The organism is Rhizocola hellebori (genome assembly GCF_016862955.1).
In the GTDB taxonomy this organism is placed as follows: Bacteria; Actinomycetota; Actinomycetes; order Mycobacteriales; family Micromonosporaceae; genus Rhizocola; species Rhizocola hellebori.
Genome location: NZ_BONY01000022.1, coordinates 1 through 22,000, shown reverse-complemented (window position 1 = coordinate 22,000; position 22,000 = coordinate 1). Strand labels below are relative to the sequence as shown.

Below are 22,000 nucleotides of genomic sequence, written 5' to 3'. Positions count from 1 at the left end.
CTCCCGCTCGTTTGCGATTGCGGCGGCAAGCTGTGCGGTCAGCAGGCGGCGCGCGACGTGGCCCGGCGCGTCCTTGCCGGATTCGGCAGCCATGCTCAAAGCCTTGTCGATCGCGGTAGCGGCAGCGCGGGCGGCGCGATGAGCGCCGTTGCACTTGGCCTCAGCGGCAACGATGCGGCCGGCGAAGGCCGCTGGCGCGACCGACGCGGGGGCCTTCCTTCCGTCGCGTGACGCGCTATAGACCTCGGCACGGTGCGCTGCCTCAGCCTCGCGTGCGTCGTAAAGCGCAGCGTCGGCGTCGTGCAGCGCCTTCGCAGCGGCCTGGTGGTCGGCGTGAAGAGCCTTGATGGTGCTGGGCATGCTGGCGAGCACGTCAGCGGGAAGGGTGGCGGTCGGCACTGGGGTGCCGTTGACGTCGTACATGAGCTGGCTATTCCTTCGAGTGGTTGGGTGGCGGTGCTCGTTTGTTGGCGACGCGCGAACGAGCGGGCGCGGGTCTTGTGGGTTGTGAACAGGGATTTGTACCCGACGAGAGGGGAGTCACGGCCGGAAAGGCACATTGCACGTGCGCCCCTCACTCGACGCTCGACCGGAACGACCGGTGCCAAGCGGCCGGGACGGGAGTCTTTGAATAGCTGGGGGTTGGTGCCTGCCACGTGACCGAAGGGTTTGACCAACTTCGGCTATGCGAACAGCTCAACCGCACGTGTCGGGAGCCGCACGCGGATTTTATGCTGCCCCATCCTCAGCGCGCCTACGCCAGCCACGCACTCCCCGAATCTTGGCGGGGGCGAGGCATTTCTGGGCAACGGCAGTGAAGGCCTTCGGGCCAGCAAGGTTGATCTGGTAGGCGGTCACACCACGGGTCGCGGTGGCCGGGCCGTTGGCAAGCATCTCGCCGTACTCCCCTTCGAGGTTGGCCAGCTCTTCTAGCGCGTTGGCAAGCTTGGCAGTCAGCTTCTCAGCGTCGGCGGTGGCTGAGCGGATCGCGTCGCGGTCAGCCTTTGCGTGGGAGCCCTTGAGGCCGTAGGCGCGGATGTGGTCGCGGGATGCATAGGCCCGTCTACGGATGTCGGCAAGCCTTTCGCGCATGAGGGGAATCGTGGTCTCGCGCATCTCGGCGATTTCCTCTCGCAGCTCTCGACGGTTCTCGTTGTGTTCTTCGATTGACGCAACGTAGGTGTCGTAAAGCTCGGCGCGTGGTGAAGTCAATGAGCATCCCGCCAGGGTCGCCTTGCGCTGCCTCGAGAAGGATGCCGGCGATGAACCACTGCGCCGACGCTTCGGCAAGTTCGTGGCGTCGTTGGTCGGGGGTCATGACTGAGGTCCAATCTCGTGTGCGTGGTGGGCTTGGGGCATGCGGGACGACCGGTCATTTGTTCTGCGCGCCGATGGCGTTCCGGCTTCTACATCTAGTAGTGCGCCAGTGAGGCGCGAGTGTCCCAGGGGCTAGCCGCCGGGAAGCGGTGCGGGCGGGGAACTCCCCGCGTATGAGTAGGGCGCCAATACCGGAAAGGGCTGGCGTGGCGGTCGAGAAAAGTTGGCTGGGGGCACGAATTCCCTAGTTGAAGGGTGTTTCCCGGCTTCCTAGATCTTCCTCTAGGGTTGATGATTTCTTTCTGGAGAAGATTTCAAAAAGCGGAATTCCCTTTCTAACTAAGCGGTTGATGCCCCTTGGCAGCTGACGCCTGCCGCGCGTCCGAATGGCGGCCAGCCACACCCGCCCAGCGCTACACGCCCACGTCGGCCCATACCCCGGCGCCAGGGTGGGCGCGCATGCTCAGCGGCGCGCCAAGAGATCCCCAAGCGCGCAAGGCGAACGGAGGCATAATGAGCAGGCGAGATATCGATCGTGCAGAGCGCCGGAAATCAGGCTCTGCCGGAGTGGATCGGTGCGCCAACCCACGGCATGGCTGGGGATTTCCCAGGACCAGCGGCATCCTCGCGCCAGAGGATCTCGATACGATCAGCGGCGTTAAATCGCTGGCCCCGAGTGGATCGGCGCTGGCCGTTCTCGTCAACTCCGCGATCTGGCGCTGGTAGCAAAATGATCTCCCGCACCGCCAGAGAAACGAGCCGTCGAAGGTCGGCAACATTGCCGGACTCGTGCCACGCCACGATCTGGTCCCACGGTTCATCGCCGTAGACGGGCTCATCCGGGGCGAGCGCAGCAAGACGAGCCTCTGCGGCAGCAAGGGCTTCGGCTTTGCGGGCGCGCTGGCGTGCGTATGCCGCCCGGTCTAGGAGGCCGTCAGCGAGCAAGTCTTCGAGTCGTTCGACGGCTGAAGTCGCGGCCCCTGCATCCTCACGAGCGACACGGATGGCTTCGCTCTCCTCCACACGCACCGCCTCACGCCAAGCCGACTGCACGGCATCCCATAGCGCAAGACCTTTGGCGCGGGCGAAGACAAGCGCGGCCCAGACCTGCGAAAGCACATGACGCTCGACAGTCTCCCGAGGGCCCTGGGCGAGGGTGTCGCATCCCTTCCCGTTGGCATAGGCACCGCATCGAAGAAAGCCTTGCGGGTACTTGGCCGTCATTCCGTACACCTGCAACGAGGCGCCACATTGGCAGCGCCCCAATCCGCCGGTCAGTAGAGATTCCCCACGACGGCCTACGCCAGCAATGCTCCGGCGCGAGGTATCCGAGACGGCTACGCGGTCGCCGGTCTCGCGGGTTCTGGCTGTGAGCGAGCGCAGGATGCGGTCTCTCTCGCCTTCGGTAATGACACCCGTTCCGACAGTCATGGGCCGTCCTTCTTCGTCCACCATGACATTGCCGACGGCTGCCCACTGACCTCCGTCTGCCAGTGCCTTGCGCGCGCGTTTCGTTGCCAACCCCGCAAACGATGGCGACCGCAGCAGCGCTGAAACGGACCCCACAGTCCATGCAGCATTTACCTCAATGTCGCGGCCGGCACGTGTGCGGCGAACACGTTCGCCAGGCGTCCGGCCTTCCGGCGTGCGCGCCAGGATAGGAATCCCTTCGATTGGCTTGCGTGCCTTGCCATTCAACGTCTGTACGACGCTCCAGAGTGTTGCGTCTTTCAAGATCGCGTCAGCAATCGCCCGTGCCGTGGGGTAGGTCTCAGGATCGGGCTCAAGTCTGCGATCGGCACCGATACGGAGTCCGAATGGTGCGATGCCGCCGGGCCACCGACCGGCAAGGCGGTCAGCTCGTTTGGCGCGCTCGACCCGCGCGGCCGTATTCTCGGCCTCCTGCCGGGCCATCTCGGCTCGGATCACATTTTCGAGTCGGCGTGCCGGATCCGTTAGGTCAGTTCCATCGACTCCCAGCAGACGACGGCCCTTTTCGCCGAGAAGGGTGACCATGCCGTCCAACACGGCCCAACCTCGTCGGTCGGCGCGCGACAGTTCCCATACCAGCAACGTCCGGAAGGTGTCTCCGTGATCGAGAGCCGCAAGCGCTCGTTCCCATTCCGGGCGGCGCTTGCCGGAGCGGCGGGAAGCGCCTACGCCTTCACGCTCCTTGAATACATCGACAACGGTAAGTCCAAGGCGGTCGGCCATCGCCCGGGTTTCAGTCTCTTGTTCGGCAAGGCTGCGGCCTTTGCTCAACGAATCAGCGCTATGGAGTCGTGACAAGCGAACATAGATGGCGCACGCCTTATCCGGTGTGTTAGTCACCGCAATCTCCCCGTTGCTGGCACGAAGGGGTGAGTGCCAGGTACGAGCAGGCTAGCGCAAGTTCGCGGTAACCACAAAGACGCCAGCAGCTTAAATGCGTGATCCGTGCTCAATGCTCAGTCTCTGCGCCGGTGTTAGCCAACCCACTGGCTCACAAATCCCGTGCCCGCACATGCGCTGGTCCACTATCCTGCCCGGCGAGCCTTGGACTGCCGAACAAGGTGACGGCAAAAATGGAGGTGGAACTTGCAGTACGTCCGCGTTGAGCCAACCGACGTCGGCTACCTGATGGATCCCACCGCCTATCTGGAGGAGTTGCCCAGATTGGCAGGTTTACTGCCGGTGGGGGCTCAAACGTTCGCCACGGACCCTCAGCATTACGACTTCAATAGCCAGCGATTCATCAAGAACCTCAAGCCTGAACGCCTGACCTACGGCGACACCGACGAGATCGCTTGGCTAGAGCTGCATTTACGGCACAACTGCTGGCGACATGAGGAAGACCTCATCATCCGCTACCACGGTGTCCAAAGCGTGACCGTCGATCCACCGCGCAGCGAACCCGACGTCACTGACCTCCGTGAGGTTTTTCTGGACGAGATCCTGCCGCACGAAGCTGGCTGTTCCCACGAGATCTCCTGCCTCGGCGGATCCATCGTCGTCACCTGTGCAGATCTCGAAGCAGCTTGGGTATACGCGGATTGCCCTGAGCGTCAGCCCAACTCGTGACTCGCTAGCGGTCGTAGCTTCCAGGTGCGCCACCCGCTCGGCGGGGCGATCCGCATGCACACGATCATCATGGGGTGAACGCATCCGAGATGCAGGCTGCCTTTGACGATGTCTTCGATCAAGCCATCGTTTTCCATAGCTTTGCCGACTACATGCGCGACTACGAGGTATTTGTCTTCGCCACTGCCGACCCTCGGACCGGAGTGGGGCCGGAACACTTGCGCTACCGCTTCAAGAACTGCGTTCGCGTAACGGTCGCGACCGCCTTATCGGCGGAGACCTGGAAAAGCTCTCTAGACGAGCGGCTCGTGGATTACATGCAGGGCAGAGAACTCGATGGGTATGTATGGGGCGTCAGGTGGCAGGCCTTGTATCCCGGCATGAAGCTCGTGCCGGGTTCGGCCGAGGCAGAGCAATGGTCTCGCGAGATCGGCATTCCGTTCTACGAGGCCACGATCGAGACGAACGGGCACAACCTCTCCCTCGTATTCTCGGACCTTCTCGTCGAAACCGCGCGGGTCGGTCACGCGCCGTTCGTCGTATCGGAGAGCGAAGCTGGCCCGGAATCCACTACGTGACGCTGTGGATGAAACGAGTTCGCGGGAGCCACGGAAAGGATCAAAAGTCCAACAGAACGATCTTTCCGCGCATGTCGGACAGCTTCAGGTCCTTGCCGCCAGTGTTCAGCCAGCCTCGCCCGCGCAGCTCGGGTGCTCTTACTCGTGCCATCCGACAATCATGCCCGACTTCTGTTCGCCGACTACTTGGTGGACTTCGTCGCCCGTGAGCGCTTCGGTTGGCTGCCGACGTATGCCGCGAGGTGTTCGCCGGTCAGGGTCGAGCGGGCGGCGACAAGGTCGGCGGGCGTGCCCTCGAAGACGACCCGGCCACCGTCGTGGCCCGCGCCGGGACCGAGATCGATGATCCAGTCCGCGTGGGCCATGACCGCCTGGTGGTGCTCGATGACGATCACTGACTTGCCTGAGTCGACGAGCCGGTCAAGCAACGCGAGCAGCTGCTCCACGTCGGCGAGGTGCAGGCCGGTGGTCGGCTCGTCGAGGACGTAGACGTCGCCCTTCTCGGCCATGTTGGCGGCGAGCTTGAGCCGCTGCCGCTCGCCGCCGGACAGCGTGGTGAGCGGCTGGCCGAGGGTGATGTAGCCGAGGCCGACATCGGCGAGCCGCTGCAGGATGGCGTGGGCGGCGGGCGTGCGGGCCTCGCCGTTGCCGAAGAACTCCTCGGCCTCGGTCACCGGCATCGCGAGCACCTCACTTATGTCGCGCCCGCCGAGGTGGTACTCCAGCACGGAGGCGTCGAACCGCTTGCCCTCGCACACCTCGCAGGGGGCAGCGACACCGGCCATGATCGCGAGGTCGGTGTAGATGACGCCGGCACCGTTGCAGTTTGGGCAGGCGCCTTCGGAGTTGGCGCTGAACAGCGCCGGCTTCACGCCATTGGCCTTCGCGAACGCCTTGCGGATCGGCTCGAGCAGTCCGGTGTAAGTTGCCGGGTTGCTGCGCCGTGAGCCGCGGATCGCGCCCTGGTCGACCAGCACCACGCCGTCGCGCCCGGCAACCGAGCCGCGGACGAGCGAGCTCTTGCCCGAACCCGCGACCCCGGTGAGCACGACCAGCACGCCGAGTGGAATGTCGAGATCGATGTCTTGCAGGTTGTTGGTGTTGGCGTCGCGCACCTCCAAAGCCCCAGAAGGCTTGCGCGGCGAGGGTTTCAGCGCGGCGCGGTCGTCCAGGTGCCGCCCGGTGATGGTGCCGCTGGCCCGCAGCCCGTCGACGGTGCCCTCAAAGACCACCTCGCCACCACCTGTACCGGCGCCGGGCCCGAGGTCCACGACGTGGTCGGCAATCGCGATCGCCTCCGGCTTGTGTTCCACCACAAGCACTGTGTTGCCTTTGTCGCGCAGCTGCAGCAGCAGCTTGTTCATCCGCTCGATGTCGTGCGGGTGCAGGCCGATCGTCGGCTCGTCGAACACGTAGGTGACATCGGTCAGCGAGGAGCCTAGGTGCCGGATCATCTTGGTGCGCTGCGCCTCACCGCCCGACAGCGTGCCCGACGGGCGGTCGAGCGAGAGGTAGCCCAGCCCGATCTCCACGAACGAGTCAAGCGTTTCCCCAAGCGCCTCAAGGAGCGGGGCCACCGACGGCTCCTTGAGCTTGCCGACCCACTCGGCCAGGTCGCTGATCTGCATCGCGCACGCGTCGGCGATGCTGATCCCCTTGACCTTCGAGGACCGAGCCTCCTTGGTGAGCCGGGTGCCGTCGCATTCGGGGCAGGTGGTGAAGGTGATCGCCCGCTCGACGAAAGCGCGGATGTGCGGCTGCAGCGAGTCGACGTCCTTGGAGAGCATCGACTTCTGAATCTTCGGAATCAGCCCCTCATAGGTGAGGTTGATGCCCTCTACCTTGATCTTGGTGGGCTCCTTGTAAAGAAGGTCGTTGAGTTCCTTCTTGGTGAACTTCTTGATCGGCTTGTCCGGATCGAAGAAGCCGCAGCCGCTGAAGATTCGCCCGTACCAGCCGTCCATGCTGTAGCCGGGAATGGTGAGGGCGCCCTCGTTGAGGGACTTGCTGTCGTCGTAAAGCTGGGTCAGATCGACGTCGTTGACCGCGCCACGGCCCTCACACCGCGCGCACATGCCGCCGAGAATGCTGAAGCTTCGCCGCTCCTTCGTGGTGCGGCCGCCGCGTTCCAAGGTGACCGCGCCCGCGCCGCTGATCGAAGCGACATTGAACGAAAACGCTTGAGGCGAGCCGATATAAGGCTTGCCGAGCCTGCTGAACAGGATGCGCAGCATCGCATTGGCGTCGGTGACTGTGCCGAGGGTCGAGCGCACATTGGCGCCCATCCGCTCCTGGTCCACGATGATCGCCGTGGTGAGACCATCGAGGACGTCGACGTCTGGCCGTGCCAGCGTGGGCATGAAGCCTTGGATGAACGCGCTGTAGGTCTCGTTGATCATCCGCTGGGACTCGGCGGCGATGGTGTCGAACACCAATGAGCTCTTACCCGAGCCGGAGACACCGGTGAACACCGTCAGCCGGCGCTTCGGGATCTCGATGTTGAGGTCTTTGAGGTTGTTCACGCGCGCGCCGTGCACACGGATCAGATCGTGGCTGTCAGCGGCGTGCATGGCAGGCGACTGCTTGCTCGTCCTCGTGGCCTTGGTCATCGTGTCTCCATCTGTGGGGCGGGGGCTGCCTTCGCGGTATGGCGTCGCGCTTTCGATCTAACCAGGCCACGCACCGCAACCCGGCCGAGAGGTCAGGCCGGGATGCGGTGCGAAGCGGATCGGATGCCTACTTGTCTTGGAGTAGCCCGAGTACGTTGCCGTCGGGGTCGGTGAACGTGGCCACCAAGCGGCCACCGCCGACATCGTGCGCGGGCTCCTTGACCGTGGCGCCTGCCGCGGTTACCTCGGCCAGCTTCGCTTCGATGTCCGCGACGTGCCAGTAGGCCACGGGCGTGGTCATGCCTTGCGGTCCACCGCCCGGTACCAGCCCGATGTGTTGACCGGCGGTGTCGAAGCCGACGTAGTAAGGCCCGTCGGCCTGAGGCTCTATACCGAGCAGAGCGGTGTACATCGCCTTGGCCGTCGCCAGATCGGAAACGGGATGCAGCACGGTCTTGATTCCCTCGGTGGCAGTCATGTTCACCCTCCTGAAGTCGTGATGGTGAGGCCCATGACGATCACTCTAGGTGACCTTGATGGCCGGTCGCTTCTCGAATCCTGATCGATCCGGGACGCGAAATGGGTGGCTGGGTCATGAAGCGTGTCGAGCGAGCTGGTTGATGTCGGAGCCTTCAAGGATCCGCTTGGGCGCGCCCGCTCTCGCCACCGCGATCATCGCCAGGCCCATCTCCTCGGTGGTGGTGAGGTTCTTGGGGAAGAACTTGCGCAGCAAGGGAAACAGCGGCGTCCCGATTTTGTAGAAGACTCTGTACAGGAAGGTCTTCGACTGGATGCCGTGCATCGGCTGGATGAAACCGGGCCGCATCATGTAGGCCTGGAACGGCAGCTCCAGCAACGCGTTTTCGGTTGCTCCCTTGACCTTTGACCACATCATGTTCCTCGACCCGGTACCCTGTCCGGACACATAGATGAAGACCATCTTCGGGTTGGCCGCGGCCAGCGGGCGGGCGACGGAGAGGGTCAGATCAAAGGTGATCTTCCGATATTCCGGCTCCTTCATCCCGGCTGAAGACACACCGAGGCAAAAGAAGCAGGCGTCAAAGCTGGTCAGGTCGAGGGAAGCGAAGTCGGCCATCAGCAGGTCGCGCAGCTTCGGATGCTGCGTGCCGACACGGGAGCGGCCGACGGTGGTTACCTCGGTTATCCCCGCGTCGAGCAGACATTCACGTAAGACGCCCTGGCCGATCATTCCGGTCGCGCCGAAGAGGAGAACCTTCACGCCCTCACATTAGGCCTTGAAGAACTCCGCGGTGCTAGTCGGCGCGACTGGACACCACCTCGGCGGTCTTCCGTGTGTTGACCGGCCACGGCTGGCCGGACTGCTCCGGTTGTGGCTTTGGCTCGACCGGCGAAAGGCCGTCCTGGGCGTCGGTGATGAGTGGCCGCACCGACAGCGCGAGCACTGAGGCGGCCAGGCAGCCCGCGATCACCAGACCGATCCACAGCCCGGAGAGGCCGAGCTGGAGCAACGGGCCCGCGCTGACCGGCGCCACGATGCCGGAGATCCCCCAGATCATGCCCGCGAGCGCGTTGTAACGCCCGCGCAGCTCATCAGTGGCCAGCGCGTTGACCAGAGTCGGCTGGGTGGGGGAGAGCAGCGTCTCGCCGACGGCGAAGACGGCGCCGAAAAGGATCACGCCAGCCGCACTGAAGACAGCGCTTCTCCCGTCGACCAGACCCGCGGCGCCGAGCACCACCCAGGCCACCCCGAAGATCAGGCCGACCAGGGCGAGTGCCTTGGTGCGGCTGCGGCCCCGAAGATGCTTGATGACGAGGAGCTGAGCCACCACGATCACGATGGTGTTCGCGGTGAACGCATAGCCGATGATCTGCGGTGAGACACCGACGACCTTGGTGGCAAAGCCGGTGAAGCCGACCTCCAGCTGCGCATAACCGGAGACGGTCAGCAGCAGGCTGAACAGCATGAAACGGCGGAAAGGCCGATGCCGCAACACCTCCAGGTAGCCCGCCGACCGCACGCCCTGCTGCTTGGCCTTGGCTGCCACCAGGCGCAGGCCCACTCGCGGCATCGATAGCAGCACGACGATCGGCGCCAGGTAGCAGAACATGTCGAGGACGTAGATCAGCTGGAAGCTGGAAGCCCGCGAGGTGTCAACGATGGAGCCGGACACAGCCGCGCCCACCCCGATGCCGAGGTTGAGCAAGGCGAACTGGAGACCGAACACCTTCTGGCGTTCATCGTCGTCGGTCAGCGAGGTAAGGATGGTGTTCTGCCCGGCCCACACCGTGCTGCCGCCGAGCGCACCCAGCGTCAGCGCGAGCCCGACCTGCCAGGCATTGCCGGCGAAAGCCAGGGCGCCCATGGTGATGCCGGACATGGCCAGGGCGGGAATCACGACCCAGCGCGCGCCGAACCTGTCGATCAATGTGCCGCCGATCGGCGCGAAGACCAGCGTCAGCACACCGAACCAGCCGATGAGCAGACCGGCGGTGCTGGCCGGGATGTGGCGCACCTCGGTGAGGTAGATAAACAGGAATGGCAACGTGAAGCCTCGGCCCAGCGCCGAGAAGATGGTGCCGACGAGGATGCGACGGGCTTCGCTACGGCGCGGCAACACATCTGAAAGCATGGTGGTCAGTCTGTCCTGGAGCTACGACAGGAAACCACCGAATAACAGGCCCTGTGGTCAGCACCACAGGGCCTTGCCGTTCCTTACTGATTCAGGGTCGGCGCAGCGCTGGGCGTAGGCCCGGTCTGTGCCGCGGCAACCGGTGCCAGGCAGAGAATCTGGTCCTTCTGCTGAACGTGCGGCTGGCTCTGGTCCTGGCACTGATCCGGTGACGTGACCGCCTCCTTGACCTGGAAGGCCCCGGACTCGCCACAGTCGGCCTTGACCGCCTCGGTGTCGCTCTGCTTCACGCAGTCGCCGACCGCGAAACTCGGGCCGTTGAAGATCTTGTCGACGAGGAACAGCCCGCCGAAGGCGATGGCCAGCAGGGCCACACATCCCACCAGAACGCCGACGATGATGCCGCCCTTGCGTTCCGGCTTGGGCTCGGCCGGGGCCGGGTCAGTGCCGGCGGGCTTGAACTGGTCGAACGCCGCCTGACTCGGCTCCCTGTTGCCGGGTACCGAGGCGGATGCCCGCTGCGCGGCGGCCGGTGCCATCGCGCCCATGGCGGGCGGAGGTGGCGCGCCGACCGGAACCGCTCCAGGACCGGCTGGACCACCGGGCATGCGCTGGCCGGGAATCGGCGCAGAGGCAAGCGCGGTGGGCGGCGCCATCATCTGTGGCGCCTCGGCAGCGCCCGCTCCCGCGGGGCCAAGCAGGTCGCCGAAGGCGTGCTGACGCCCTGGCAGGCGCGGTGGGGCGGCGTGACCGGGCGGCGTGAGCGGGCTGGGCGCGCCCATCGGGGCTGCCGGCGGCGGCGGTGCCATCGGCGCAGCCGGGGACGCGGGAGCGGCGGTCGCGGAGCCGTAAACCGTTGACGAGCGGGTGATCTGCGGCGGTGCCTCACCCGGGTTGGGCTTGGCCACGTTCACCGTGGCGCGAGCGGACGCCCGAACCGGAGGCCCAGCCGGCACCGGCGGTGCTGCGGGCGGCGGTGGCGGAGCGTACGGGGCGGGCTCGGCCATAGGGTCACTTGGCACCGGCGCGCCCACCGTCGCCGAGCCGTAAACACGTCCGGCCGGCCGCTGCGGCATGGGCGGCACTTCCGGCACGTCGGGGCGATGCTGAACCACCTCGGGGCGGTGTTGAACCGGGGCGGCGGCGGACACCCGGGCGCTGCCGACCGACGGCGAAACCGGCCTCGGCATCTCGGGCTCCGGCGGGGGCGGCGTGCCGTAAGCCGAGTCGCCCCACGGGGACTCGTGCCGGACCGGCTCTTCACGGCGCTGCTCGTTGAGCGGGTGGTCTTCCCAGGACGGCGCGGAGGGCTCGCTCCACGCGCCGCCAGAGTTGTTGGCGGGGGCCTTCTTGCTCTCGCCGGCCGCGAACGCGGCCCACGAGGACGCCCCGCCCGAGTTTTCCTCCCGGTCCAGCTCGGCGGCTGGCGCCGGATAGGGATCGAGGTCAAAGTCGCTGGACGTGCTCCAGCTCGGCGCGGCGTTCTCGGGATCGTGGCGGACACCCGGGATGGGCATCACGGCCGGCGCTGGAACGTAGTGGTCTGAAAGCGATGAGGCCCACTCCGAGGGGGATGCGATGTCGTCGGAGGGGAAACCGGGGAAGGGCGGGGAACCCGCGTCGCTGTCCGGCGGGAACTGGGCGTCGCTTTCGCGGGCCGAGCCGTTATAAGGCGTGAAGACCGGGAACTCATCCGGCGCAGCAGGTGCATCGAAGAGTCCAAATCCGCGTTGGTTTGGAGCCTCATCGGTCGGCTCGTAACGGTCGGCCGGCTGCCAACCGTGCTGCGAAGGTTCGGACGTCATGTGGGGGGCCTCCTCGGGTGCGTAGCCAACCTACCGGCCAACCGGCCCGAACGAAACCCGGCCGGTAGGCAAGAGACATTCACCAAAGAACCGCGCGGAATTTCGTCACCATCGACGAAGTTCCGCGCGGTTTGAGAAGGCTGAAGGTTAGCGCAACGTGCGCAGGGCGACGGCGGTCATCGGGTCGCGCAGCTGGTCAATTGCCCTGCTGCGCGCGGCCCGACGGCCGTCAACCTGCTCCGCGTGCACCTGGTCTGCGGAGGGCTTACGGTTCTTGGTCTTAAAGAAGCTCACGCTGATTATTAGAGCGCACTGCTGCGCGGATCTCCATTCATTATTAGGTGAGCTGCAGCACCTGCCGACGAATCGTCGGTCATCGTGTCCGATCTCGAATGGCGAACCATTCGGTGCATGCCCCCTCGTTGGGTTGTGCCTTTTTGATGACGATGCGGGCGTGGTACCGCGAGTAGTTCCACGAGTACCACTGCTCGGGCTGGGTCCGCAGATCCGCCTCGATCCGCTTCAGCGCACAGCTTCGGAACGGTTCTTCCAGCGTCATGAGCTCGTCGATCGCATCGCTGGTCAGGAACTGCAGGTAACCCAGGTCGAAGGTCTGCATGTACGCCGGGTCGTCCTTGTGCGCGTTGAACCGCTCGATGTTGCGCTCCGCGATGTAGCGCTCCGGGTTCATCGCGGCGATGCCGATCAGCAGCAACGCGAAGCTCGCGATGATGGCGCGGGGGAACCAGGTCGCGCGGAGCTTGACGCCCGCGATGACCACCATCAGGAACACCGCGCCCAGGTAGAGCTCGACAGCACCGAAGAAGAGACGCTCTCTGGTCCAGCCCAGCTCGTTCATGTACAGCCACATCCGGTAGACCGCGGATGCCACGACCACCAGGCTGAGCAGCACGAGGGCGCCGAGCAGCGTGCGCAGCAGGGTGCGCTCCTGCTCGTTGTCCTTCGGCGCCCAGCGCGTCGCGCAGCCGATCACCAGCAGGGTGAGCAGGGTGACGACGACGAGCTGGCCAAAGCCTTGCACCGCGTACTTGGAGAAGGTCGTCCCGGCGGGAGCGGTGTCGCTGAACAGGAACCGGAACTGGACCGCCACGAAGCCCGCGAAGAGAAGCACCAGGGCGCCCAGCGGAAGGACCAGCTCAACCCGGCCGATGCGCCGGGTCGACGGGCGTTCCAACCCGGACAGGTCCGGCGGAGCGAGCACAATGAAGATCGCACCGGCCGTGAACAGACCGCCGATCAGCGTGTAGAAGATGGCCCTGCGGACGGTTCCCGCGTCAAGCGTGGGCAGGATGTCGCCTATGATCTTGGCGAAGGCCGGGTCGGCCGAGGCGAAAAGCCCTCCGAACACCAGCAGCAGCACCACCGTGGCGATGACCGCGACCACGGTGCGGCTCGCCCCGGACTGCTTCTCCCGCCCCTTCTGCCAGGCGTTGGCGCCGCGGAACAGCCATGGGATGGAACGGAAGAAGGCCAGCGGCAGCGCGGCCGCGGCGACGATCAACGCCCGCACCGAGTGCCCGCCCGCGACGGCGAGCGAGGCGCAGCCGAGCGCGCCAAGCACACAGATATAGAACAGCCAGTAGGCGTTGAGGTAGCTGCCGACCGAGAGCAGGCCCAGCGCGAGCACCACCCAGCCGACCCGGATGACCCGCTCGATCTTGTCATCGGGCGTCGGACCGTACCGGGCGGCGTAGGCCACGGTCACCGCGATCACCAACCCGACCAGGAACCAGCCGATGCCGGGCTTGGTCAGTGGCAACGCCAGCGCGGCCGCGACCCCGCCGACCAAAGCCGAAAGCCAGGCAGCCGGCCCTCCGCCGTAGGCAGGCCCACTCCAACGCGTCGCCACAAAGCCCGGAGGCGGCGGGGGCAGGGGAGCAAAGCCGCTGAACGCTCGCTGTTGGGGATCGACGCCCTCCTGCGCCGGCACCTTGCCCGCTTGGAGGTGCCAGTTCGCCGGCGCGGACTGGGGCTCCGGATCGGTGGTGGTGCCTTCGTCGACTGTGGGGTCAGTCTCCGGTGGGGTGCTCGTCATTTTGGCCTCCGAGGGCTGGCTGATCTGGCAGGGTGATGCGAACCCGACAGCCGATCCCCTCGGGGGGATCAACTATCGCGATGGTGCCGTGATGCAACTCGACGACCCAACGCGCGATGGCAAGGCCAAGACCTGTGCCGCCGTCCCGCCCGGCTGGGTATCCGCGAGTGAAACGTTCGAACACCCTGTCGCGTTGCAGCGGCGGGATGCCCGTCCCCCGATCAGTCACGTCGAAGACGGTAACGTTTGAGCCACGATTCCCGCAGACCGTCACCGTCCCACCTGCTGGACTGTGCCGGGCCGCATTGTCGAGCAGGTTGGCGAAGACCTGCTGGAGTCTTGCCGGGTCCACCATGATGCGCAACTGCGAGGTTGGTTCCTGAAGGACGAAGCGAATGCCGGGATGGCCGAGCCGGGCCTCGGAGAGCGCATTGGAAAGCAGCGACCCCGCCTCGACCGAAGTCAGGTTGAGCGGCGTGGCCCCGGCGTCCAACTTGGACAGATCGAGAAGTTCTTTTACCAAGCGGCCCAGACGTTCGGTCTGCGTCAGAGCGGTGCGCAGGGTGTCGTCGTCGGGAATGCTGACCCCATCGACAAGGTTCTCCAAAACCCCTTGCAAAGCCGTTATGGGGGTACGCAACTCGTGCGACACGTTCGCGATCAGCTCCCGCCGCTGCTGGTCGGCGGCGGCAAGGTCGGCGGACATCAGGTTGAAGGCCCGGGCGAGCTCGCCCACCTCGTCCCGGCTTGTGGCGCGCACCCGCAGCCGGTAGTCGCCGCGCGCCATGGCGCGGGCCGCGGCCGTCATCTCGCGCAGCGGCTTGGTCATGCCGTGGGCGAAGATCTGCAGGATGACGACCCCGACCGCCGCCGCCGAAAAGGCCGTCCGCCACTCGACCCAGCCGATGCTGAGCCAGAAGACGGAGAGCCCGACTCCGCCGGAGATGCCGAGCAGGATGCTCAGCTTGAGTTTGATGGAGCGGAAGGGATCCAGCGGGCGGGGCATTCGATCCAGTACCCGATGAGACAAAGCGATCAGAGGGCCGAGCACGCGATAAAGGGGTGCGGTCAACCAGTCGAGAAATCTTTCGATCATGCGGCTTCCAGGGCGTAGCCCACCCCGTGCACGGTCCGGATGAGGTCGGCGCCGAGCTTGCGGCGCAACGCTTTGATGTGCGAGTCGACGGTCCGGGTGCTGCAACCCTCGGCCCAGCCCCAGATTTCGGACAGCAGACGCTCCCGCGGCAGCACGTTGCGGTGGCGCTCGGCGAGGTAGACCAGCAGGTCGTATTCGATGGGTGTCAGGTGGGCCTCCACGCCCGAGCGTTTCACCCGCCGCTCCTGCCGGTTGATTTCCAGGTCTCCCACGCGAATCGGCGCTTCCGGCGCGACCGCCATCGACGCCCGCCGCAGCAGGGCATGCACCCGTGCCGCGAGAACGCGCAGCGAAAAGGGTTTGGTGAGATAGTCGTCGGCCCCCACGGCCAGCCCGATCAGCAGGTCGTTCTCGTCGTCGCGAGCGGTGAGCATCAGCACCGGAACCGGCCGCCTGGCCTGTACCCGGCGGCACACCTCCAAGCCGTCGAAGCCGGGCAGCATGAGGTCGAGCACGATCAGGTCGGGGCTGGTCCGGAAGGCCATCTCCACCGCGGTGGGCCCGGTGGCCGCATGGTCGACGGTGAAACCTTCAGCGCGCAAACGCGCCAGCACCGACGCAGCGATCGCAGGATCGTCCTCCACCACCAACACACGACTCATGTTTTGGCACTGTAGTGGCCAAATGTGGAGGAGCGGTGAAGCTAATAAGCGCCTTTACGGGCCACGACCACGCCGATGGTGCGCCACAGGATGCTCAGGTCATAGGCCAGCGACCAGTTGTCCACGTAGTAGAGGTCGAGCCGGACGGCTTCGTCCCAGCTGAGGTCCGAACGGCCGGAGACCTGCCACAGGCCGGTCATGCCGGGCCGCACGAGCAGCCGGCGCCGCACGTCGCCCAGATAATCGCCGTCGTCGGCGGGCAGCGGACGCGGCCCGACCAAGGACATCTCGCCCTTGAGCACGTTGATGAGCTGGGGCAGCTCGTCGAGCGAAGTGGCCCGCAGCATCCGGCCGACCGGGGTGACCCGCGGGTCGTCCTTGATTTTGAAGAGCATGCCGTCGGTCTCGTTCGCGGTGACGAGCTTGCTCTTGCGCTCCTCGGCGTCCAGGTACATGGTGCGGAACTTCCACACCCGGAAGATCCGGCCTTCGTGACCGACCCGCAGCTGGCGGAAGAAGGCCGGGCCACGGTCGGTCATCCGGATGGCCAGGGAGATCCCGAAGAACACCGGGATGAGGACGAGCAGCCCGAGCGCGGCAGCGACCCGGTCGAGCAGGTTCTTGGCCAGCCAGGCGACGCCGGAAAGCTTGGGCTCCTCCACGTGCAGCAGGGGCAGGCCTTCGATCGGCCGGATGTGCACGCGCGGGCCGGCGACGTCGGTGAGCTGTGGTGCCACCACGAGGTCGATGCCGGTGCCTTCGAGCTGCCAAGCCAGCCGGCGCAGCTCGTCGGGCTCGGCGCCGGCGGAGCCGCAGACGGCGATGGTGTCGGCGTTGAGCTCGTGCACCAGCTCGACCAGATCGCGTCCAAAGTAGACAGGAACGGGAGCCTGGGCGCGCCGGGCGGCGGGCAGGTTTTCCGACAGGTGGATGGCGACCGGGACCAGGCCGGTCGAGATGTTGCGGGAGACCACCTTGTGCACGAACAGCGTCTCGGGCAGCGAGCCGACCAGAAGCATGCGATAGGTGGCCAGGCGTCCGCGGCGGCGCAGCAGGTGTAGCGCCTTACGGGCCAACAGGCGCACCGCGAGGATGTAGGCCATCGCGCCGAGCACCACGAAGGCGACCGAGCCGCGCGAAACGCCCTTCTGCAGACCGAAGGCGAGGAAACCCAGGCTGGCCGTAACGGCGATCGTCGTGCGCACCACGCGCTTGAACTCGTCGGTGCCGATGCCCACTATCCGGCGGTCGTAGGCGCCGTTGGCCCACAGCAGGATGAGCCAGCCCAACGGGAGCCCGATGTAGGCGATGGCAAGGAAGACGCGGTCGTCGTCGAAACCGGCGGTGATGCGGTCGGAGGCGAAAATCGAGACGGCGGTGTAACTCGCGCCGAGCGCGCAGAGCAGGTCAGCGATGAGCAAACACAGCACGTAAGGTCGATGCCACTTGGCCCGTCTTGCGGCAGGACGCGCAAATGCGCTTCGGGCGACACCGTTCGTCTTCTGCGCCTTCACGTTTTGTTCTACAAGATAGTCACTGGCGGAAACGGTCGTGCTCGTCTGCGGACGCCGCTCACTGATAGGCGTCGCCGGGTGCTTCAGGCTTGTTGTCACCTTACCTGGGACCACCCTTCCATCGCTTGCCTGTTCGGCTAAGCCGACCGGCCCCACCGGACCGGTCGTAAGAGCGTGCTATATGACGGGTGTCACCCACAACGCTCAGTCTCGCACGGTTTGTCCGACATCGTGGTAACACCCACGGACATCAGGACCGGCACACTATATCGGCCGACGCAGGTTGTGAACACTAGCGAAGAAGCCGTGACAGTCTGCGGTCGGCAAGTGGCTTTCCGCCAGTTTGGCAGGTCGCGCAGTACTGAAGGCTCGAGTCCGCGAAGGAGACTTCACGCACTACGTCGCCACAGACGGGACACTTCTCGCCCGCCCGCCCATGCACCCTCAATCCGGCTCGCTTCTCCGATTTCAGGGTGGCGGCTTTCTGTCCCACCGCACGCTTCACGGCATCGGTGAGAACGCTTTGCATGGCACTGTGGAGCTGCTCGAGTTGCTCGCCGGTCAATTTGTCTGCGCGCGCGAACGGAGACATCTTCGCCACGTGCAAAATCTCGTCGGAGTAGGCATTACCCACCCCGGCCAGCACCTGCTGGTCTCTCAGGACACCCTTTATCTGAGCGTTGCGGCTCTTGAAGATTTCGGCCAGACCGGCGGCGTCGAGGGACAGCGCATCGGGGCCGAGCCGGGCCACTCCCGGCACCTGCATCGGGTCGCGCACCAGGTAGGCGGCGAGCTTCTTCTGGGTGCCCGCCTCGGTGAGGTCGAATCCTGAGCCATCGCTCAGATGTATCCGAAGGGCGATGGGTCCCTTGCCCGGTTTCAGCGGAGCGGGTGCCAGATTGTCGCGGTAATGCAGCCATCCCGCCCGGGCCAAATGGATGATCAGATGCAGCTCGTCGCCGATATGAAGATCAAGAAACTTGCCCCTTCTCTGGGTACCGGTCAGCTCCAGCCCGGACACGGCGGAGATAGGTGGGTCAAAGGTCTTCAACACGCTGATCGCGGCGACGTCGATCCGTTTGACCTGCAGGCCAACGGCGCGCTCGCGCAGATAGGCGGCTAGCGCTTCCACCTCGGGCAACTCGGGCACGCCCCTATTCTGGCCCATGTGAGGTTGAAGGTCATCGTGGTGCACAACCGTTATCGATCGGCCCTGCCCTCCGGCGAGAACACCGTCGTCGAACAGGAGATCGGCTGGCTTGGCGCGGCCGGCGTCGAAGTCGTGCCTATGCTGCGCGATTCTGACGACATCCCGACACTGCCGCTGCTGGATAAGGCGATGCTTCCGATCGATCCGATCTGGGCGCCTTCGGCGCAGCGCGAGCTGGCCGGGCTGATCCGGCGGCACCGGCCCGATGTGGTGCACCTGCACAACCCCTATCCGCTCATCTCGCCGTGGATCGTGCGGACCGCGCACCGGCTGGGCGTTCCCGTCGTGCAGACCGCGCACAACTACCGTCACGTCTGCGCTAACGGGCTCTTCTTCCGCGACGGGCGCATCTGCCACGACTGCGTGGGACGCAAACTGGCCACCCCGGCGCTGGTTCATCGCTGCTACCGCGGCTCGGCTACGCAGAGCGCGGTGCTCGCGGCCGCGCTGGCGGTGCATCGACGGACCTGGTTGCAGGTGGACCGGTACGTCGCCCCGACCCCGGCCATGGCCGCACACCTACGCCGCTTCGGCGTCGCCGCGCAGCGGATCACCGTGAAACCGAACGCGGTGGACGATCCCGGCGAGCCGCCGTCCGATCCCGGCCAAGGTGTCCTGTTCGGCGGGCGGCTCACGGCAGAGAAAGGGCTGTCCCTGCTGCTCGCGGCCTGGCCGGCTGAGCTGGGCCAGTTGCGGGTGGCCGGGGACGGCGAGCTGCGGGCGCGGGTCGAATCGCATTCCGGCGTCGACTATCTGGGCCGGCTTGACCGGGACGGCATGCGGTCTGCCATCCGGGCCAGCGCTTTCGTCGTGGTGCCGTCCGTGCTCGAGGACGTCCATCCCACTCTGATCATCGAGGCGCTGGCCAACGGGCGGCCCGTTCTCGGGACCGACCTCGGCGGGATAGCCGACCTGATCGGGCCGGCCGGGTGGGTGGTGCCTGCCGATGTCGACGCGCTGCGCGCCGGGCTGCGCGTCGCGGGCGCTCAGGCGGCCGGGCTGCGTGCGGTGGCTCGCGAGCGCTATCTGGCTTCGCATACGCCACAGCGGTGCGTGCAAGGACTGATCGAGGTTTATCGAAGCGCCCGGCGCGCGGCCTGAACGATGCTCGCGATGAGGAAAGCGCAGTTGATCACGGTGAGGCTTATCAGGTACCAGATAAGCCATGACGGAACAAAGAGCACGATGAGCCCGGCGGCAAGCACGAGCGCCCCATAGTCGCGAAGCAGCTTGACCACCCGGGCCGGCCCCGACCGAGAGGCGATCAGCGAGGGTGCCTCACCCGTGGCCAGCACGCTGGTAATGATGTTGATCATCCAGCTGCCGGCGAAAAGCGCGCCCAGCCACAGCGGCGGCCGCGCGACCGTCACCAGCGCCGTCACCAGCGCGACATGCCCAGCCACGTCGCACAGCACATCCACTCTGGCCCCCGCCGGTCCGGCCTGCCCGGTGACCCGGGCCAGCTGGCCGTCGGCGCAGTCGAACGCGTAGGCGATTTGCCAGCCAAGCAGTACCAGCAGCGCTACCCACGGGCTTACCCGATGGCCCGCGATGGTGAGCCCGGCCGATGAGGCGACCCCAACGGCCAAGCTGGCCAGCGTGATAACGGTCGGTTTGACGCCCGCGCGAGCGCCGGCAAGCGCGACAAAGGCGCCCAACCGTTGGCTGACGGCCTCCGAATACAGCCCACCGCCCCGGTTGGCCGCATAGAAGTCCGCAACACGCAGCACAGACCCCATTCCATAACAAGTCTTGTGAGTTGCCCAGAACCGGGCCACGATGTCCTTACGGTGCGTTTCAATGGGGTTGCGTTCCGAGGGAGTGTGGTTGGGTGATGGAGAATGTCCAGGTAGTCCGTGAGGCCATGAGCGGTTCCGTGCTCATGATCGGCCCCGAGCACACGTTGCGCCAGGCGGCGCAGCTGATGGCTGCTCGGCGAATAGGTTCGGCTGTGGTCCACGATCCCGACGGCGAAGGCCCCGGCATCATGACTGAGCGTGACGTTCTCTATGCCATAGGCAGCGGTTGTGATCCCGATACCGAGCCGTGCCGAGACCACATCACGTGGGACGCCATCTATGCGCATCCCGAGTGGAGCCTCGAAGAAGCGGCGATGGTCATGGTGCGTGGCGGCTTCCGCCACCTGGTCGTGATCGAAGACGGTGATGTGGTGGGTCTGATCTCCGTGCGCGACTTGATGCGTGCTTGGTCACTCCGCCGTGTCGAGGCCGCAGCCAGCGCCTGACGAGGTCATTTCGATACGCTGTCCGGCATGACCGCCGAGCAGCTGATTTCTTTCGCCCGAGGTGCGCCCAGCCTCGACATCATCGACGTGTCGGGTCTGTCCGCCGCGGCGGGGCGCGCTTTCGCCTCCGATCCGGCTGGGATAACCGCCTACGGCAACTCGTACGGCTATGCGCCTCTGCGCAAATGGATCGCGGAAAAGCACGAGGTCAGCGCAGACCAGGTGCTCGTCACGAACGGCTCCCTGCAAGCCGACGCCTTCCTGTTCGACTATCTCGTCAAGGCCGGCGACCACGTGGTGGTGGAGAAGCCGACCTATGACCGCACACTGCTGAGCCTGCGCCAGAGCGGCGCTGTCGTGCACCAGATCACTATGGATCCCGACGGCATCAACATCGCTGAGCTTCGCGACCTGCTCTCCTCCGGGGTGCGGCCCAAGCTCGCCCACGTGATCCCCAACTACCAGAACCCGGCCGGGACAACGCTCTCGCTGGCGAAGCGGCGCGATCTGCTGGCGCTGGCCAAGGAGTTCGGCTTCGTCATCTTCGAGGACGACCCCTACGTGGACATCCGCTTCCGCGGCGAACGACTGCCTTCGATGCTGTCCATGGACGACTCCGGCCTGGTCGTGCACGCGAGCTCGTTCACCAAGACGGTCTGCCCCGGAGTCCGGGTGGGATACCTGATCGGTTCGAAGGCCATCATCGACGACATCGCCAAGCGGGCCACGAACCTTTACATCTCAGCAGGTCAGGTGGCCCAGGGCATCGTCTACCAGTTCTGCGTCACCGGCGACATCGACCGCTCCATCGAGACGGTGAAATCCGCTCTCGCCCAGCGCGCCACCGCCTTGGCCGAGTCGTTGCGCCGCAGGATTCCCGGCGCCACCTTCACCGAGCCCGACGGCGGCTACTTCCTGTGGGTCGAGCTGCCCGCCGATGTCCACGTGGACAAGCTCGCCCCCGCCGCGGCCGAGCGAGGCGTGGCCGTGGTCAAAGGCTCCGACTTCCTCATGGAAGGCGGCGAGCACTCCCTCCGCCTGGCCTTCAGCGCAGTAGGCCAAGACGAAATCGACGAAGGCGTCCGCCGCCTAGCCGATGCAGTAGAAGCCGTCCGAGGCTAACCACCATTCACTCCCGATGCGGCGCCGCCCCCAGCGGCGCCGCTTGCTCCCCCCACGCCCCGCCCCCGCCGCGAGTTGCTTTCACGCGCAATGTCGCAGCGCCGCGCCGCTGTC

19 protein-coding genes are annotated in these 22,000 nt (G+C 65.8%); 5 read left to right on the top strand and 14 right to left on the bottom strand.

The features are described from left to right. Positions 1-729: 729 nt before the first annotated feature. Complete coding sequence (locus Rhe02_RS19295; protein WP_203909659.1) at positions 730-1,212, bottom strand: hypothetical protein; 483 nt, start codon at positions 1,210-1,212, stop codon at positions 730-732. Between the two features lie 657 nt (positions 1,213-1,869). Further along, complete coding sequence (locus Rhe02_RS19290) at positions 1,870-3,648, bottom strand: recombinase family protein (protein ID WP_203909658.1); 1,779 nt, start codon at positions 3,646-3,648, stop codon at positions 1,870-1,872. A 246-nt stretch (positions 3,649-3,894) separates the two neighbouring features. On the opposite strand from Rhe02_RS19290, the gene Rhe02_RS19285 reads away from it, so the two are divergent. Together Rhe02_RS19285 and Rhe02_RS19280 are read left to right on the top strand one after the other, a co-directional pair. Then, a complete protein-coding gene (locus Rhe02_RS19285) occupies positions 3,895-4,377 on the top strand; it encodes a hypothetical protein (protein ID WP_203909657.1) in 483 nt (160 codons plus the stop codon). A 74-nt stretch (positions 4,378-4,451) separates the two neighbouring features. Continuing rightward, entirely contained in the window at positions 4,452-4,955 is a 504-nt protein-coding gene (locus Rhe02_RS19280) for a YxiG-like protein (RefSeq protein WP_239123916.1), read from the top strand. Positions 4,956-5,137: 182 nt separating this feature from the next. Here the strand turns inward: Rhe02_RS19280 and Rhe02_RS19275 are convergent, their stop codons facing one another. The 11 genes from Rhe02_RS19275 to Rhe02_RS19225 all read right to left on the bottom strand — a co-directional run bounded on the left by Rhe02_RS19275 (position 5,138) and on the right by Rhe02_RS19225 (position 18,459). Then, positions 5,138-7,564 carry an ATP-binding cassette domain-containing protein gene (locus Rhe02_RS19275; RefSeq protein ID WP_203909656.1) on the bottom strand — a complete coding sequence of 809 codons (2,427 nt, stop codon included), beginning with the start codon at positions 7,562-7,564 and terminating at the stop codon, positions 5,138-5,140. Between the two features lie 127 nt (positions 7,565-7,691). Beyond that, complete coding sequence (locus Rhe02_RS19270) at positions 7,692-8,042, bottom strand: VOC family protein (RefSeq protein ID WP_203909655.1); 351 nt, start codon at positions 8,040-8,042, stop codon at positions 7,692-7,694. Positions 8,043-8,156: 114 nt separating this feature from the next. Further along, entirely contained in the window at positions 8,157-8,804 is a 648-nt protein-coding gene (locus Rhe02_RS19265) for a Rossmann-fold NAD(P)-binding domain-containing protein (protein ID WP_203909654.1), read from the bottom strand. Positions 8,805-8,838: 34 nt separating this feature from the next. Beyond that, positions 8,839-10,176 (bottom strand): MFS transporter, encoded by a 1,338-nt coding sequence (locus Rhe02_RS19260; protein ID WP_203909653.1) that lies wholly within the window; start codon positions 10,174-10,176, stop codon positions 8,839-8,841. 83 nt (positions 10,177-10,259) lie between these two features. Beyond that, on the bottom strand, positions 10,260-11,981 hold the full coding sequence (locus tag Rhe02_RS19255) for a hypothetical protein (protein WP_203909652.1): 1,722 nt from the start codon (positions 11,979-11,981) through the stop codon (positions 10,260-10,262). A 147-nt stretch (positions 11,982-12,128) separates the two neighbouring features. Next, entirely contained in the window at positions 12,129-12,275 is a 147-nt protein-coding gene (locus tag Rhe02_RS19250; RefSeq protein WP_203909651.1) for a hypothetical protein, read from the bottom strand. 79 nt (positions 12,276-12,354) lie between these two features. Beyond that, complete coding sequence (locus Rhe02_RS19245; RefSeq protein ID WP_203909650.1) at positions 12,355-14,037, bottom strand: DUF4153 domain-containing protein; 1,683 nt, start codon at positions 14,035-14,037, stop codon at positions 12,355-12,357. Continuing rightward, entirely contained in the window at positions 14,012-15,133 is a 1,122-nt protein-coding gene (locus tag Rhe02_RS19240; RefSeq protein WP_203909649.1) for a HAMP domain-containing sensor histidine kinase, read from the bottom strand. The genes Rhe02_RS19245 and Rhe02_RS19240 overlap by 26 nt, the downstream gene beginning before the upstream one ends. Further along, a complete protein-coding gene (locus tag Rhe02_RS19235) occupies positions 15,130-15,795 on the bottom strand; it encodes a response regulator transcription factor (protein ID WP_203909648.1) in 666 nt (221 codons plus the stop codon). The genes Rhe02_RS19240 and Rhe02_RS19235 overlap by 4 nt, the downstream gene beginning before the upstream one ends. A 41-nt stretch (positions 15,796-15,836) precedes the next feature. Beyond that, positions 15,837-17,309, bottom strand: a complete 1,473-nt coding sequence (locus Rhe02_RS19230) for a sugar transferase (RefSeq protein ID WP_239123925.1) — start codon at positions 17,307-17,309, stop codon at positions 15,837-15,839. A gap of 292 nt (positions 17,310-17,601) precedes the next feature. Beyond that, on the bottom strand, positions 17,602-18,459 hold the full coding sequence (locus Rhe02_RS19225; RefSeq protein ID WP_203909647.1) for an Fpg/Nei family DNA glycosylase: 858 nt from the start codon (positions 18,457-18,459) through the stop codon (positions 17,602-17,604). 24 nt (positions 18,460-18,483) lie between these two features. Here Rhe02_RS19225 and Rhe02_RS19220 point away from each other — a divergent pair, with 24 nt between their 5' ends. Next, positions 18,484-19,620: a glycosyltransferase family 4 protein gene (locus Rhe02_RS19220; protein WP_203909758.1), complete on the top strand. Its 1,137-nt coding sequence runs from the start codon at positions 18,484-18,486 to the stop codon at positions 19,618-19,620. Here Rhe02_RS19220 and Rhe02_RS19215 read toward each other — a convergent pair. Beyond that, positions 19,593-20,249: a CDP-alcohol phosphatidyltransferase family protein gene (locus Rhe02_RS19215; protein ID WP_239123915.1), complete on the bottom strand. Its 657-nt coding sequence runs from the start codon at positions 20,247-20,249 to the stop codon at positions 19,593-19,595. The genes Rhe02_RS19220 and Rhe02_RS19215 overlap by 28 nt on opposite strands. A 104-nt stretch (positions 20,250-20,353) precedes the next feature. On the opposite strand from Rhe02_RS19215, the gene Rhe02_RS19210 reads away from it, so the two are divergent. Next, positions 20,354-20,764: a CBS domain-containing protein gene (locus Rhe02_RS19210; protein WP_203909757.1), complete on the top strand. Its 411-nt coding sequence runs from the start codon at positions 20,354-20,356 to the stop codon at positions 20,762-20,764. Between the two features lie 27 nt (positions 20,765-20,791). After that, on the top strand, positions 20,792-21,886 hold the full coding sequence (locus Rhe02_RS19205) for an aminotransferase-like domain-containing protein (protein WP_203909645.1): 1,095 nt from the start codon (positions 20,792-20,794) through the stop codon (positions 21,884-21,886). Positions 21,887-22,000: the final 114 nt, after the last annotated feature.